The following is a 14890-nucleotide window of genomic DNA, read 5'->3' as shown; positions in this document are numbered from 1 at the left end:
CCGGCGCTCGCTAGTAGTCCGCCAGACGAACCGGCGGCACGGCACGCGCCTCTTCCATCCATTCGCGCACGCTGGCGCGTGCCAACAATGCATCCATCCACGCCGCGGCCTGCGGCCATGACGACAGCTCGGGCGCGTGTGCGCGCAGGCGAACTACGGTAGGGGTGAAGGCCAGGTCCGCCAGCGACAGCGATCCCGCGAGCCAGCGCCCGCCACTGCGCGCCAGCGCCTGCTCCCAGACTTCAAAGATTCGCGCCGCGTCACCGCGTTCGGCTTCGCTCATCGCGCGGCGATCCGGATAGAAAGCGCTTTCGAACGACAGCCGCGGGCACAGTCCCGACAGACCTGCGTGCTGCCAGGCAAACAAAGCACGCGCCTGGGCGCGATCACGCAGATCCCGAGGCCACAGCACGCCGCCGGCGAGGTCATTGGCGTATTCCATGATCGCCAGCGAATCAAAGATCACCGCATCGTCGTCAACCAGCACCGGCACCGCACCCGGCGGCGAGAACTGCCGGATCCGCGCGAGATTCGCAAGGCGCTGCGGCTGGCGGATGTCCACCACCTCCTCGTCGAAGGCGATACCGGCTTCCTTCAGCGCAAGCCAGGCGCGGAAGGCCCAGCTCGATGCATTGCGGGTGCCGGAGTACAGGATCCTGGTCATGCGGACATCCAACGGGGCGATACATCATGATCGCGCACAGCGATCGCGCGACTTGGGGCGACACGCCGTCTCTCGTCCCTGACGTACCCGTGGCCGCCTCCGCACCTGAAGGTCGTTGGCGCCAGTAGGGCAACGGCACACTTCGCACCATGAGCCATCGCCACGGCGCACTGATCCGCACCATCTTCCACGACCCGGTCAGCGCCAATATCCATTGGCGCGAAGTGGAATCCCTGCTGCACCACCTGGGTGCGGAAGTCGAAACCCTGAGCGGCAATCGCATCCGCTTCCGCATCAAGCAGGTCGAAGCAGTACTGCATCGCCCGCATCAGGGCACGGCGCTAGACCGCAACGCCGTGCGCAGCCTGCGCGGCTATCTGGCTGCGGCTGGCGTGACGCCGTCACTGTATGAGCAGCGCGGCGAAGAGCCTGACCGCTGACCTTCGCAAGCCATCATCCGACCGACAAAATCAGCGCGCCGACCGCAACGCCCGATGCGCAGCGAAATATTCGCGCAGGACGTAACGCAGGCGATCGGCTTCGGGCCGACCCCAATCGCGCTGCAGCTCACAGGCCAGGGAGAGCACGGTAATCGGCTTGGCGCCCGCTTGGATCATGCGTTGCATCGCGCTCTCGTGGGATGTCGTGCTGACGCCGCCTATGGCATCGGCAACGACGTACACCTCATAGCCTTCGCGCAGCGCATCGAGCGTGGGAAAGGCAACACACACTTCGGTCCAGAGCCCGGCGATGATCAGTTTGCGACGCCCGGTCGCCTCGACGGCTGCACGGAAATCGGGATCCTCCCACGAGTTCATCGAGGTACGGTCGATTTCCTCGATGCCGGACAGCGCCGCGCGCAGCTCGCGATTGGTCGCGCCCATGCCGTGCTGCACGTAGACCGTGGACAGCACCACCGGCAAGCCGAATGCGGTCGCCACATGCCCCAACAGGGTGACATTCGCCACCAGTTCGTCGTGCGGCATCGAGCCGACACCGGCGTACTGCTCCGGCTGATAGTCGATGAAGGCGATGGCGGCGTTGTGCGGCGTGAGCAGCGCGTCGGTCTTCGGATCGCGGATCGGCGTGACACCGGACATGACGGACTCCTGCGCGGGGAAAGTGCGCGATTGTCCGCGCAGCCGGGGTTAAGAACGGATCAAGCAGGTGCGCTTCAGGGAAGCCGCCAGGAAGGGGCTACCACGCGCTGGCCAGATCCGTCGCCCCACCCACGTCGATTACGTATTCGAAGTTCTGTTGCATGTGCCCGTACGAGCCTTTGCCGGAGGCGCCGTAATTGGCGCCGATATTCACGACGTGTCGCCCCGGGGACAGCGGCTTGAGCATCAGCCAGTAGCCATCGGAGGCCGCGGTGATGCTTTCCTCGATCGGCACGCTGGTATCGAGCGCGAAGCAACCGTCGCTGCGCACGCGGTAACGCTTGACGTCGGGCACTGGTTTGCCGTCGATCAGCACGACCGCGCTCACCAGATGATCGTTGTTGACTGCCGCGCGCGCCTGCAGGATTTCACAAGGATGCGTATGTTCCGGATCGGAAGCGGCCGCATGGTAGGGGTAGTACATGTTGATGACCGGAATCAGCACATGCTTGCCTTTGGGTATCACGCATTTGCGCCGCGCCGTGAACGTCCCGTCCGTCCCCGCAAGAAACCACACCGGACCGCCCTGCCCCATTTGGCACAACCGTCCGTCCGGGTCGAGATAGGGAGGAATCGGCTGCGACAAAGCCCAGCGCCACCAATGCGCCGTCCACTCACCGAAGCTGACGCCTGCCACGCGGGCATCGGGCGGCAGTACCGGCGATTCTTCTGCCGTCTTCGTAACGCGAGTCGGCGAAGCGCCGCGCCCCGCAGCAGCGGGTGCACAGAAGCAAGCCGTGAGCGCGACGGCGCAAATCAGGAGCGAGGTGGTTCGCATGAGTTCCCCCGGAAATCAGCGGCGCAGCGTAGCGGTTGACGGATTGGAGCGGAAGGCGCGGATTCCCGCGCGCTTAAGGCGCAACCCCATGGCCCGCATAACGCCCATGCACTCCTGGCTCCAGCGACAACGCCCTATCCAAGTCGGCCTGGACATCGGCTTCACCCATCGCACGCTTGGCCAAGCCGCGGACGTAATAGGAGGACGCGGCCCTGAGGGTTGCGCTGGATGGAGGCGTCATAGCTGGCAATCGCTTCGCGATACTCACCGACGCAAACAGGGTCATATCCAATTGCCCCGACCGTGTTCCAAGCCGTTGGTCGAGCCTGCCGGACAGTCGTGAAGCCAGCAAGAAGTCGAGGCCGCCACCCGTTCCTTCAAGGTTTGCATCGGTCGCCCCCGACGCCGGCTGTCAGGGGACGGCTTAGGGTCGTACTCGCGTGTCGTACCAGACCGTGGTAGAAATCCGGGCCCGTGAAGAGTCGCGAACACCTGTTGTGGTAAACGGCCTTGTCGCTATCGGAGAAACTGTCGGTTCGTCTTGGTCAGTGACGATCGGGCCGGCGTTGGCCGGACGCAGTGCGCACTGACATTGCCTGTTGTAGTTGATCCTGCTTTGCAAAGAGATCGTTGTTTTCAAACCACCTTTTTGGAGATCGGTCATGAACACCAAGCTCGTCGTGCTCCTTGCCGCCGCCGTCCTGGCGCTGTCGGCCTGCAAGAACGAAACCCAGACGGCCCAGAACGAAGCCGCTGAAGCCAAGGCCGCAGCCGATCAGGCCGGCCAGGCTGCCAGCGACGCTGCTCAAGCCACCGGCGAAGCCGCGCAGCCAGGCGTCGAAGCCGGCGCCGCCGCCACCGGCGAAGGCGCCGCCGAAGCCGGCGCTGCCGTTGAGCAGACCGCCGACGCCGCGAAGGCCGCCGCCGCCGAAGCCACCTCGAAGGCGGCCGACGCCACTGCGGAAGCTGCACAGAAGACCGCCGACGCCGCAAAGAACGTCGCGGACAAGGCCGACAAGGCGGCTGAGGAAGCCAAGAAGTAATCCGGTTTCCTGTATGCATACGAAGGCCCGCGCAAGCGGGCCTTCTTTTTTGCAGGTTGTCGCACTGTTGGTAGCACTGGTCGTCGTTGCACCCAGCGCTACTTTTATTCCCTCCCGCCGCGCCGCATAGTGCGTGGCCTGCGCGTTCGCAACGAACGCGCGCTCATCACTTCACCAGGGGAATCTTCATGAAGAAGCGCGTCATGGCGGCCACCGCCGCGGTCCTGTTTGTCACCGGCATTGGCGTGGGTTACAGCGCGCAGAAGCTGCGACCCGAGCCCACCTCGTACCGCGAGAAGTCGCCGCAGGACGCTGCAAAAACCATGTTGTCGCTGGCACTCGTGCAATCCGGCAAGAACGGCAGCTGGGAGCGCATCGGCGCCGGCCGCGTCTATTACCTGGGCGGAATGAAGGCCGAGGGCCAGGCCGTGTTCGACGCCGTGCTCAATGGCAAGCACGAAGACAGCGACGTCTATCGCATTGCTCGCGTCTATGCCGAGGCCGGTGATTGGGACAAGGCGAAGCCGATGTTCGAAGGCTTCCTCGCCAAGAATCCCGACGACGCCCGCGGCTTCGCGGAAGTGGGCGCGAACTACCTGTTGCAGGGCGACCGCGCCACTGCCGAACGCATGTTCGACCGCGCTGTCGAACTTGAGAACAACGACCCCTGGATGAGCGAGCACATCGCCGGCGCGTATCTCGGCGTGCGACCGCAGGAGTGATGAGCCGGGTCAGATGAAGAAATGGGCCGCGGGCGGATGATTGGACTCACCCGCGCCTGTTCGCTTGAAACTCTGGCCCTGCTCCCGAGGAAGTAATCCGGGCTTCCGGCATGTATGTGAAGGCCCGCGCAAGCGGGCCTTCTTTTTTGCGCAACGGCGGAGCCGACCCAGGCTACGCACCTTGTTTCCACTGCCGGCCGTAAGCTTGCGGACTCGATCAGGCGGGAATCGCGATGAGCGCCATCCATGCATTGCTCGGTACCGAATTGCCGCTCGTGCAAGCGCCCATGGCGGGCGTGCAGGACGAAGCACTCGCCCTTGCGGTTTCCGCGGCGGGTGGACTCGGCTCGATGCCGTGCGCATTGCTGAGTCCGGCGCAGCTGCTGGCCGCATTGCAGAAATTCGCGACGCTTGCGCGACCGATCAATCTCAACTTCTTCTGTCACGCCATGGCGGAGCCCGATCCCGAGGAAGAGAGACGCTGGCGAGGCGTGCTCGAACCGTACTACCGGGAGTTCGATGTTCAGCCCCCAGCGCCATCAACCGCTGGCGCACGTCGGCCACTCGATGCGGCGACCGTGGATCTGCTCGAGCCGTTCCGCCCCAGGGTGGTCAGCTTCCATTTCGGCCTGCCGCCCGCGCCGCTGCTGGCGCGGATCAAGGCGTGGGGCACGGTGGTATTGGCGTCGGCCACGACCTTGGACGAGGGGCTCTGGCTGCAACGCCATGGCGCCGATGTCGTCATCGCGCAGGGCATCGAAGCCGGCGGCCATCGCGGGCATTTCCTCGCCAACGACGTGCACAACCAACCGATGACTCCCGAACTTGTTGCCGCCTTGTGCCGCAACCTGAGTGTGCCGGTGATCGCCGCTGGTGGCATTGGCAGCCGAGGCGACGTGCAAGCCATGCTCGCGGCGGGCGCGGCCGCCGTGCAGGTCGGCTCGGCGTACCTGTTGTGTCCCGAAGCGAAAACCTCGGCGGTACATCGGGCTGCGCTCCAGCAGTCCGGACGCGACACCGCGATCACCAATCTATTCACCGGCCGCCCGGCGCGCGGTCTGGTCAACCGTCTCATGCGCGACCTGGGTGCATTGTCGGCCCTGCCACCGGCGTTTCCCTGGGCGGCGCAAGCGCTCGCGCCACTGCGCGCGGCCGCAGAAGCACGCGGTCAGGACGACTTCACGCCGTTGTGGTCGGGTACACGGCCCGGCGGCTTTCCCGACATGGCAGCGGGCGAAGTGACGCGCCGATTGGTGGGCCTGGATTGACGGGTTGGGGGGGCGCAGGCGCCGCATTTCCTGATTGGCTCGGCGCTCTGAGTCCGCATTGCCGGCACAACAGAGAACACCGCACTCCGCATAGGCTGTTAGCCGCCAACCAGAGAGGAGAGGGCAATGCAGGGAAGCAGGCTCATCGGCGTGTTGTGGTGTGGTTTGTTCGCGGCTTCGGCATGGGCTCAGACCACTTCACGGCCTGCCACCGCGGACACGTCCGCGCAGCACGAGTGCAAGGGGGTGATCGACGATGGAAAGTGCCTGGAATGGAAAGACGGCAGGATCCTCGTCGATGGCAAGGAGCAGAGTGTTGCGCCGCTAGGCCCGAGGATGTCATTGCCCGCGGCGCCCGCCGGTGTCGCACGTATCGCAGTCGTTTACGACCGCAAGTTGCTGGCCAACATCGTCATCGACCAGAAGAAGGATGTGGTTGTGCCGCAGTTCTATCTGGTCGATCTGAAGACCGGCAAGGCTGCCGTCACCGGCGACCTTGCCGAGCCACTGGCCAGGTTCGCGAGCACGCATGCGACGCCGGCAAGCAATGCATTGCATGCATCCTCATCCCCGGCATTGCTGGATTCGTTGATCGCCGCATCCCGGCATGCGGATGGCACTCTCCTGCAACGCAGTGAACTGGACGGGAAGCGATTTGCCGCCTTCCAGCTTTGGGCATCTTGGTGTCGCGGCTGCATGGACGAGGCGAACGAGTTGTCGGCGCTGTTGCGCAAACATCCGATGCCCGAACTCGCGTGGGTCGCACTGGAAACGGATCCGGAAGCGTTGAACGAAACCGGCGAGGCGCAGGAGCGGGGCGAAGAGGCTGCCTTTACCGTACTGCCATGGTTTGCCCCGGCCTACGCGAGCAGGCTTACCGCGGCCGCATGCCACGCGTGGGCAGAGACAGGACGCTCGGGTAGTCCACGGCCTGACGGATCTGCACCATCATTGCCTGGCACATCTGTTGGCGCATCGCGGCGTCCTTGATCGAGTCGTAGAACTTGTTGGCTTCGTCGAAGCCCGTCTGGAACTCCGCGTCCGCGTCCACCTGCTGTCCGGCGGGCAGCGTCGCGTTCGCCTGCCGTGCCTCCACCTCGAACTTGGCCTTGTGCCGCGCCATCAACGTCTTGTCGAAGCCACAGCGCGTGCCGAACTGGTTGCTCATGCCCGTCGCTCGGGCTGTAGCGGTGATGGCCTCCCCCATTCCGCCATTGGCGGCGAACGCGGACAGCGGTATGAGCAGCATAGCGAGCGGCAGGTATTTCATCGGGGTCCTTCTCCGGAGTAGGTGTAGGCGTTGAAGCAACTTGGTCGGTGTCACGGCGGTGCTGTGGCTGGAAATCGGGACGGAGACATTGGTCTCTTTCCTTCCTCTCTAGCCTGGAATCAAAGCGGTGCGAGTGTCGCGCGACAAGACACACGCAACCCAAAAGGCGCTCCGACCCCCGCTCTTCCGGGCATTATGTAGCGACTCTTGGGGAGAAACGCATGGAAACTGTTGTTGCTGAAGCCGCGCCGTCGCCGGTGAGTGGCTTCTGGCGCCGCCTGGCCGCATTTGCGATCGACAGCGTGGTGCTGGGCGTGTTCGGAATGATTGCCGGGTTCGCGATGTTCGACACCCTGGCGCAACTGGGCCCGTATGGCCGGCTGCTGGGTTTCGCCGTCGCGTTGCTTTATTTCGGCGTATTGAACAGCCGGATCGGTGGCGGACAAACGCTCGGCAAGCGGGCCTTGTCCATCCGTGCCGTCACGCTCGACGGCCAATTGATGTCGGTTCCGCGTTCCTTGCTGCGCTATGGCGTGTCTTCCTCAACAACGCAGCACTGCCGCTCGACGTGATCATGTCCCCGTTGGGTTACGTGATTTCGTTGGTCGTGTTCGGCGGCATGCTTTCGATTCTGTACCTGCTCGTCTTCAATCGAACCACGCGGCGCTCGTTGCACGATTTCGCAGCGGGATCATGGGTCGTGCGTGTCGCTGCACCCGCATCGACGGGGCACGTGCCGCGACTGTGGCGCGGACACGTCATCGCGGTGGCGTTGCTGCTGGTGATGGCGTTGTCGTTGCCGCTCCTGACGCAGTCCCTGACGCGACTGCCGGTGTTCGAGGAAATATTCCCCGCGCTCGAAGCCATCAACGCCGAGCCCGGTGTGAAGTACGCAACCGTCAACGCCGGCTTCAGTTCCGGCAGCGGCGGCGAACTCACCTATGTCGCGGCCATACTCCAGCTGGATAACCCGCGCGTGGAAGACAAGCCCTTCGCCAAGGGCATCGCCAGCAAGATGCTGCAGGCCGCGCCGGGCTTCGCGAAACGCGACGTCGTCGCAGTGACGCTGACGTATGGATATGACCTGGGCATCGCGACCGGTTGGCGCTCGTATGCATTCCGGTTCAAGCCGGACGAACTGGGGCCGGCGAAAACCCCATAGAAGAAATGGGGGACGGAGCCTCTCTCACGCCTCCGTCCCTCTCTGTCGCCCCTGTACTTCCTGCATTCGCCTACGGCGCAGTGAACTCACTGCAGTCTGGCAGGGGTGAGTCGGCTTCGTAACGCCCGATGGCCGGATTGAAACGCAGGATGCGGCTGTAGCTGCACTCTTGATTGACGACTGTAACGAGGTCGCTCTCTTTGAGCGCCGGGTTGGCGAGCGAGTCTGCGTTGCGTGAAACGGGCCCCGGGAAGCTGGTTGCCTCCGTTTCATAACTGAACTCCGGCAGGCCCGCGGAGGCGTCCGCATCGTGCAAGGTCAAGGTCGCCGAGAAGCTGTATTCGTCGTGGCAAGCCCCCGCCCGCTGTTCGACATCCGCGTCCGAGAAGCAGGCGCGGATCATGGCCGCGCCGCTCAGTGGAACTGAGAGCACCTCCGCAAACGTCGCCTCACTGCCATATCCCGCATCGACCTTGATCAGGACAAGGTGATCAGCGCTCGCTCCGCCCCCCGAGTACCCGGCGCGGAAGTGCATTACCACACCCATCATCGCGCTGTGTCGTCCGTGCCCGGGACCATCGCCAGCTTGCAGGCGCACGATGCGGGGCCAGAACGTGGGCGGATCGCCCTCTTCGTAGTCTTCACCTTTAGGCAGCGCGTAACGCCATGTCGGTCGTTCTTTGACAGGGGCCGTCTGGTCGAACACCTCGAGCAGCCGGCTTCCGTCTTGGGCGTCCGAATGGATCTGCGCACACCATTGACGGTCCGGGGTGCAGTGGACCGCAGAATCCGCTGCTATCGCCTCAAACGCCTCGATCCGATTTCCCGCTCGATCCTCCTCCGGCGCCTCGAAGGCAACCGCAGGGGCAGAGCCCAGCAAGTAGAAGCCGAGAACAGCGGCGTAGATGACGGGTCGGGACATGGCGTGAGCGTTAGTAGAGGTATTGGTGTCGAGGCACTTGTCGAGCCAGGTGCAGTTTCATTTCGTGGCAGCCATCAATTCCGATCGCTGTAGAGCGCATCCGGTCGGCGACGTGACTCATACGCCTGGAGGTGCGAGTAGGCCAACCGGAGAAGTGGCGCGACCACCCCGCAACGGGAGCCGCGAAGAATCATGTCGCCCAGGATGTGATCGGCTTCCGTTGGCCCATCGCGCTCGATGTCGCGCAGCATGGAAGCGGTATAGCTCGAACCTCGCTCCGTGAGTTGCGCACGATAGGCGGAGATTTGTGCCGCCGTCTGCGGGTGACCGTTCGCGACTGCGACCTGCTCGCACTCATCCAGAAGACCCACGACGAAATCCTCGCCCGCTGTCGTTTCCAGTATCTCGCCAATGCTGGCGCGCATGGTGCAGGTCGCACTCGCAAGCGTGGCGAGGAACACAAACTTGCCCCACATGTCGTGCTCTATCTGTTCGGAGATCGAGAACTCGATCGATGTCGCTCCAAGCAAGCGGGCAAGCGACTGCAGATGCGGGCTGTCGGCGCCGCGGGTACCCGCGACCAGCCGGTGAAAGCCATTGAGATGCCTGATCTCACCGGTCGACGGGGAAGCCACGGCTAGATGCGCCAGACCTCCCAACACGTTGCCGGAGCCAAAGCGCGCATCCAATACCTCCAGATGGGCAAGGCCGTTCAGCAGCGGAAGGATGGCGCTTTGATCGCCCACCGCGGGAGCGATCGCATCCATGGCGGAGGCCAGGTCATAGGCCTTGCACGCGACGATGATGAGATCGAATCGGCCTTGCAGGTCCGCTGCCGTCACGACCTTCGGCGTGATTCGGGCGTCGCCCAGCGGACTGGTTACGCGCAGTCCTTCGGATCGCAACTGCGCCGCGCGGGCGGGACGCACCAGAAACGTGATGTCTCCGCCAGCGTCATGCAGCCGGGCACCAAAGTAGCCGCCGATTCCGCCTGCACCCAATACCAATATCCGCATTGAATCCCTGTCCCTCGCGAGAAGGCGCAGATTCTCCGCTGCGAGCCGGCTTCTTGCCACACCAGAGAACAGGGACGGAGCAATGGGTTTCTCCCAAGTGCCTCCGTCCCTTGAGTCAGTTTCTTTACGGCTGGCGGTCGTCGCGCACGAGCGTCGAATCGCCGACGCGCGCACCCGGCGCGATCTTCCATCCGGGCTTCAGGGTGAGCGTCCATCCGTCGCCGCGGAGCGGTTCGCCGCTGCGCAAGGGCACCGTTGCCCGCGTCTGATTGGCGTAGACCAGCGCGCCGTTGCGCTCCACCGCCAGCTCGCCCCAGGCGTCGGTCAGGCGCAGGGTCGGGTATACGGTGCCGGTGTCGTCGAGCGCGACCAGTGTCTGGGGATTGAACTGGTAGTTCGACTTCGCGAGCGGCAAGACCAACACCGGCCCATCGACGAGCGCAGCGCGGTAGGCGTCGACGCGGGCAACGCGCTCGCGCTCACGGCGGACTTCCGCGTCGCGCAGGCTGCCGTCGGCGTCGTAGCGGCGCTTGCGTGCATCGAGCTCGGCGGACGCGACCGTGCCGGTCTTGTAGGCGTCCGCCAGCAGCGTGCCCAGGTTGGCACCGGCGGCAAGCTTGTGGCGCCAGGCGGGATCGGCATCGTCCAGCAGCAGGCCGTAGGCGGGACCGCTGGCGTACGCGAACGAGCGCACGAAGCTCGGTGCGTCGAGGAAACGCGACAAGTCGAAGGTCGCGTAAGCCAGCCGCGCGTCCGCGCGCGCCAGGCCAAGCCGTACGCCGGTGTATTCGGCGATGCCTTCGTTGATCTCCAGCGCGGCTTCGTCGCCGGCAGCGTCCTTGGACAAGCCCTGACGCGCGTGCCGGAACGCAAGCGCATCGGCGACATGGCCGCGGCGGGCCTTCACATCGTCGGCCATCAGCGCCCGTGCCAACGCACGCCATTCCAGCTGCATCAGATAGCGGCCTTCGAGCGTGTCGAGGTGACTGTTGCCCGCTTCGGGCCGGGTCAGGCCGAGGTCGGGCTGTATGCGGTGAAAGAGTTCGTGCGCGAGCGTGACCCGGCGGATCGACGTCTCGAACGACACCGGCCACAGCAGTTGAGTCCAGTTCGTGCCGGACCACTCGATGCGTGTATTGGCGAGGATGGCGCTGCTCGGCAGCGTCCCTGTGAACACGCCGCCGTTCGCCGTCAACTTGTTGCCCTGGTCCTGCTGGTTAGCGATCGCGGCGAGGTCCATGGGATCGACGATCAGGATCGGGCCACACAACGAACGATCCCACAGTGCGCCGGCATCGCGTTCGCAGATGGTGCGCGACTCGTCGAACACCAGGTTGGCGCCGTCGCGATCGACCGCCGCTGTCGCAGGTACGGCCTCCAGGCTTGCAGCGAAACCCACGCAGGCGATCAGGGTGATGCGGAAGAGCGAGTGCGTCATCTCATAGTCCATGCGAGAAATGGACCGCGAGTATGCAGCAGGTCGAGAGCCTCGGTGGCATGGTGCACTGCTTGACCAGCACGCAATCCTTGGCGAAAACCTGCATGGCTCAGCGCAGATCAATTGGGCCATCAGCGTGTAAGCGCAGCGACCTGCAGCTGTTGGGCACCGTGCTCGACTGACGGCTACTGCATCTGGGCGCTCGACAGACACGCCGTGCGATTCCGAGCAGACGATGCAAAGCGCGATGATTCCCCGCGCTGAAAATCTGCCGCAGAATGCGCGCCGAAATCGCAATCAAGATCACACCAAGGGAAATGCAATGAAGGGCGTCTTGCGCAAAGCGGCCGAGAAGGCGCAACGGGCACGTTGGATGCTGCGCGACCGCCTGCGGGCGGATGCGGCCGAGATCCGCAAGCAGGTTCGCTGCTGGAACGAGAACGGCTTCGCGATCTTTCGCGGTTACTTCGATGCCGACCAGGTCGCGCGCCTGCAGGCCGAGCGCGACCGCTGCTGGCTGGATCCGGACATGGGCCGCATCATGGTGGATATCACCAGCGGCGAGCTGCGCGACCACCGCATTGCCATCCGCGACTGCCCGGCGCATGTGCGCGATGCACACCATCGCCTCAATGATGTCTACCTCGAATCGGCCTCGTTCCGGCATACCTTGCTGAGTGGCGGGCTGGCATCGTTCCTGCGGCAGGCGTTCGACGGGCATCCGCTGATCGTCAACTCGCTGCACTTCAACTTCGGCAGCGAGAACGAGCCGCATGTGGACACGTTCGTCTTGCCACCGGCCATCGAGGGAAAGATGGCGGGAATGACGATCGTGCTCGAGGACTACTCGATGGATAACGGCGCGCTCTTCTACTACCCGAAATCGCACCTCATCCCGCAGTACCTGTTCTCGCACGGCAGCGTGCGCTCGATCGAGCGCGAGAAGCCCCGCTATCTCGACTACATCCTGGCGGAGATCGAGCGCCGCGGCATCCGGCGCGCGCACTTTCTCGGCAAGCCCGGCGATGTGTTCTTCTGGCATGCCCATACGGTTCATGGCGGGCTGCCCATCGCTGCACCTGATGCCACGCGCCAATCCATCGTTTCGCATTTCTGGCGTGAAGGGGACATTTGGCGCACTGACGAATACGCCTGGCTGCGTGGATTGGAACAACCCGCCGCCGAAGGGTTCTACCTGGCCCGGCCGCACCAGGAGCCGATGTCGGCCGGCGGCATTCTCTAGGGCAACCTAGGCTGGGCTGGAGGAGCCAATCCCGCCTACGATCCTGCATTGCATCAGCCATGTGCTCCCGTCCTGGTCCTTTTGGAACGACCGCAATCGAATAGCCATGATCGACCACGAACAAATCCAGCAAGACGGCTACGCCCTGCTCCGCCGAGCGATCCCGGCCGAGTGGCTGGACGATCTACGCAGCGCGTTCGATGCGGGCGTCAGGCCATCCGACCAATGGCCGGTGCCGCGTGGACCCGGCTGGCGCCATTCGCAGCTGGACCTCGACGCCAACGTGCAGGCCGTGTGCCGCCTGCCAGCGCTGCTGGCCGTGGTCGGCACGCTAATCGGCGAACGGTATTTCCTCGCGCAGGTGGAGGGTCGCGAGCCGCTCGCGGGCGCTGGCCATCAGGGTCTGCATCGCGACCTGTCGGCGCAACGGTCCGGCGACACGGTGAACGCCCTGGCCTTCTTCGACGACTTCGGTCCTGCGAACGGCGCGACGCGCGTCGTCCCGGGCAGTCATCGGCCCGCGCAGAGCGCGACGCTGTGCGACGTCAACGGCGAAGCCGCGTCAGTACAGCTCACGGGCGCCGCGGGCGACATCCTGGTGTTCGATGCCGATTTGCTGCATGCGGCCAGCCTGAACCAAAACGGCGCGCGACGTCGCTCCATCCTGATCGGTTATTTCGCCGAGCCCCGTCATACCTCGCACCTCGCCACAGCGCATTTGCGCGGTGTCCGCATGGATACGACCGAGCGGTTTGATCCGTAACGTCGTAGGGCGATTTCAACCGCCGTACGGCCGTGACCCTGTTTTCCCTGGCGCGAATTGGCACCAAGGGATCGCATCGAACCGGTACTGTCCGCGCCCGTGATTGGGATCTAGCTTGGCATCGCCGCGTTGCTGCGCTTGACAGGGAAGGTCCGCGCCTGCGTTCGGACTGGGGTAGGCATTCCCGACAAATGACGAGACAGACGCGGCGGCCCGAAGAGCTTCCTCGAGAGAATCCATGCGCCTTGCCCAGCCCGTGCCCTCCCAGTTGCGTGCCCCCGTCGTCGACTTCCTGCGCGGTTGGGCTCTATTGGGAGTAGTGATCGGAAACTTCTTGTCGTTCTACTACCTGGGAGCAGACCCGGAGCGCGATAAGGACACCCTGACCCTCGTCCTGGAATTTATCGCGCGGTATCTGTTCGCCGCGAAGTCCTGGACCTTGCTCAGCATCCTGTTCGGCTATGGCTTCAGCGTTCTGATCGGGAACATTGTGAACAACACCGCGAAGCCGATTTCCTTCTTCCTCAAGCGCATGGCGTGGCTGCTGGCGTTTGCTTTTCTGAACTCCATGTTCTTCTTCGGCGACATCCTTCGGGACTATGCGCTGCTGGGGGTGTTCCTGCTCCTGTTCCGCAAGAGCTCCCCGCAAACGCTGCTGCGCACAAGCCTGTTGTTGATCCTGGTCATTCCGTTCGTGTCGGCCTATACGCGACCGCTTGGGGTCAGCTTCCAGGCTCAGGCCGATGCGTTGATTCCCGCCTTCAAGAGTCACAGCTGGCTGGATGTTTTCCGCTTCAACCTGGAAACGACCTGGTATCTGCAGATACTCAATCCGCCTTACGCCATCATGGTGCATGTACTCATGTTGGCCTGCATGCTCTTGGGCGTCGCGGCACACCGGTCGAACTTCATCCATAGGCTCGGCACTGATCCGAGGCTGGTCAGGCGCATCTTCTTTACGAGCCTTGCTTTGGCCGTTGTCCTGACTGCGGCGTTCTCGTATTTGAACGAGACCAAGGCCCCGCTCCTGACCTATTTCAGGTTCGGCTACTGGGGTGTCATCAGCACGATGTTTGCCGTCGCCACCGGCCTGTGTTGGCTGCACGGCACGGGGCGGATGCGGGTCTTGAGTGCTCACCTGCAAGACATGGGCCGCATGACACTGACCCATTACATGGTCCAGTGCGTACTGATCGCCGCGGTGTTTTCCGGAGCCGGATTGGGAATCTTCAACACGAAGCCGTACTGGTTCTATCTGATCCTGGCCATTGGCATCTATACCCTTCAGGTGTTTCTGAGCCGATGGTGGCTGGCGCGCTTCCAATACGGTCCAGTGGAGTGGCTTTGGAGGAAGCTGTGTTACGGCGGAGCCATCTCGTCCATTGGAATATCGAAGCTCGCCGTGCCAGAGGGAATCAACCGATAGGGGGCTTCAACCCAC

Annotated in this window: 17 protein-coding genes; 10 read left to right on the top strand and 7 right to left on the bottom strand. The window is 63.9% G+C overall.

Annotation, left to right across the window (positions count from 1 at the left end; genetic code table 11):
- Positions 1-10: 10 nt before the first annotated feature.
- Positions 11-664: a glutathione S-transferase family protein gene (locus tag ACYVGK_RS03360; protein WP_460731815.1), complete on the bottom strand. Its 654-nt coding sequence runs from the start codon at positions 662-664 to the stop codon at positions 11-13.
- Positions 665-813: 149 nt separating this feature from the next.
- On the opposite strand from ACYVGK_RS03360, the gene ACYVGK_RS03355 reads away from it, so the two are divergent.
- Positions 814-1104, top strand: coding sequence for a type II toxin-antitoxin system HicA family toxin (locus tag ACYVGK_RS03355; RefSeq protein ID WP_460731814.1), 291 nt, complete (start codon positions 814-816; stop codon positions 1102-1104).
- Positions 1105-1134: 30 nt separating this feature from the next.
- Here ACYVGK_RS03355 and ACYVGK_RS03350 read toward each other — a convergent pair whose 3' ends face one another.
- Both ACYVGK_RS03350 and ACYVGK_RS03345 read right to left on the bottom strand, forming a co-directional pair.
- A complete protein-coding gene (locus ACYVGK_RS03350) occupies positions 1135-1764 on the bottom strand; it encodes a hydrolase (RefSeq protein ID WP_460731813.1) in 630 nt (209 codons plus the stop codon).
- A 97-nt stretch (positions 1765-1861) separates the two neighbouring features.
- The gene (locus ACYVGK_RS03345; RefSeq protein WP_460731812.1) at positions 1862-2461 is read right to left on the bottom strand and encodes a hypothetical protein; all 600 of its coding nucleotides are present in this window, start codon (positions 2459-2461) and stop codon (positions 1862-1864) included.
- A gap of 803 nt (positions 2462-3264) precedes the next feature.
- On the opposite strand from ACYVGK_RS03345, the gene ACYVGK_RS03340 reads away from it, so the two are divergent.
- From ACYVGK_RS03340 to ACYVGK_RS03325, 4 genes are all read left to right on the top strand, one after another.
- Complete coding sequence (locus ACYVGK_RS03340; RefSeq protein WP_460731811.1) at positions 3265-3645, top strand: hypothetical protein; 381 nt, start codon at positions 3265-3267, stop codon at positions 3643-3645.
- Between the two features lie 188 nt (positions 3646-3833).
- Positions 3834-4367 carry a tetratricopeptide repeat protein gene (locus ACYVGK_RS03335; RefSeq protein WP_460731810.1) on the top strand — a complete coding sequence of 178 codons (534 nt, stop codon included), beginning with the start codon at positions 3834-3836 and terminating at the stop codon, positions 4365-4367.
- A 233-nt stretch (positions 4368-4600) separates the two neighbouring features.
- Positions 4601-5635, top strand: a complete 1035-nt coding sequence (locus tag ACYVGK_RS03330) for an NAD(P)H-dependent flavin oxidoreductase (protein WP_460731809.1) — start codon at positions 4601-4603, stop codon at positions 5633-5635.
- Positions 5636-5881: 246 nt separating this feature from the next.
- Positions 5882-6625 (top strand): hypothetical protein, encoded by a 744-nt coding sequence (locus ACYVGK_RS03325; protein WP_460731808.1) that lies wholly within the window; start codon positions 5882-5884, stop codon positions 6623-6625.
- Here ACYVGK_RS03325 and ACYVGK_RS03320 read toward each other — a convergent pair.
- A complete protein-coding gene (locus tag ACYVGK_RS03320) occupies positions 6510-6905 on the bottom strand; it encodes a hypothetical protein (protein WP_460731807.1) in 396 nt (131 codons plus the stop codon). The two genes, ACYVGK_RS03325 and ACYVGK_RS03320, sit on opposite strands and share 116 nt — an antisense overlap.
- Positions 6906-7126: 221 nt before the next feature.
- On the opposite strand from ACYVGK_RS03320, the gene ACYVGK_RS03315 reads away from it, so the two are divergent.
- Positions 7127-7477, top strand: a complete 351-nt coding sequence (locus ACYVGK_RS03315) for an RDD family protein (RefSeq protein WP_460731806.1) — start codon at positions 7127-7129, stop codon at positions 7475-7477.
- A 2-nt stretch (positions 7478-7479) separates the two neighbouring features.
- The gene (locus tag ACYVGK_RS03310) at positions 7480-8067 is read left to right on the top strand and encodes a hypothetical protein (protein WP_460731805.1); all 588 of its coding nucleotides are present in this window, start codon (positions 7480-7482) and stop codon (positions 8065-8067) included.
- A 70-nt stretch (positions 8068-8137) separates the two neighbouring features.
- Here the strand turns inward: ACYVGK_RS03310 and ACYVGK_RS03305 are convergent, their stop codons facing one another.
- From ACYVGK_RS03305 to ACYVGK_RS03295, 3 genes are all read right to left on the bottom strand, one after another.
- Entirely contained in the window at positions 8138-8989 is an 852-nt protein-coding gene (locus tag ACYVGK_RS03305; protein WP_460731804.1) for a hypothetical protein, read from the bottom strand.
- 74 nt (positions 8990-9063) lie between these two features.
- Positions 9064-10005, bottom strand: coding sequence for a 2-dehydropantoate 2-reductase (panE, locus tag ACYVGK_RS03300; protein WP_460731803.1), 942 nt, complete (start codon positions 10003-10005; stop codon positions 9064-9066).
- 124 nt (positions 10006-10129) lie between these two features.
- Positions 10130-11443, bottom strand: coding sequence for a hypothetical protein (locus tag ACYVGK_RS03295; protein ID WP_460731802.1), 1314 nt, complete (start codon positions 11441-11443; stop codon positions 10130-10132).
- Between the two features lie 235 nt (positions 11444-11678).
- On the opposite strand from ACYVGK_RS03295, the gene ACYVGK_RS03290 reads away from it, so the two are divergent.
- The 3 genes from ACYVGK_RS03290 to ACYVGK_RS03280 all read left to right on the top strand — a co-directional run bounded on the left by ACYVGK_RS03290 (position 11679) and on the right by ACYVGK_RS03280 (position 14875).
- Positions 11679-12686 (top strand): phytanoyl-CoA dioxygenase family protein, encoded by a 1008-nt coding sequence (locus ACYVGK_RS03290; RefSeq protein WP_460731801.1) that lies wholly within the window; start codon positions 11679-11681, stop codon positions 12684-12686.
- A 106-nt stretch (positions 12687-12792) separates the two neighbouring features.
- Positions 12793-13449 (top strand): phytanoyl-CoA dioxygenase family protein, encoded by a 657-nt coding sequence (locus tag ACYVGK_RS03285; protein WP_460731800.1) that lies wholly within the window; start codon positions 12793-12795, stop codon positions 13447-13449.
- 238 nt (positions 13450-13687) lie between these two features.
- Positions 13688-14875, top strand: coding sequence for a DUF418 domain-containing protein (locus ACYVGK_RS03280; protein WP_460731799.1), 1188 nt, complete (start codon positions 13688-13690; stop codon positions 14873-14875).
- Positions 14876-14890 lie beyond the last annotated feature (15 nt).

This window comes from Lysobacter tyrosinilyticus (genome assembly GCF_054779815.1).
This window is presented reverse-complemented; position numbering and strand designations above follow the sequence as displayed.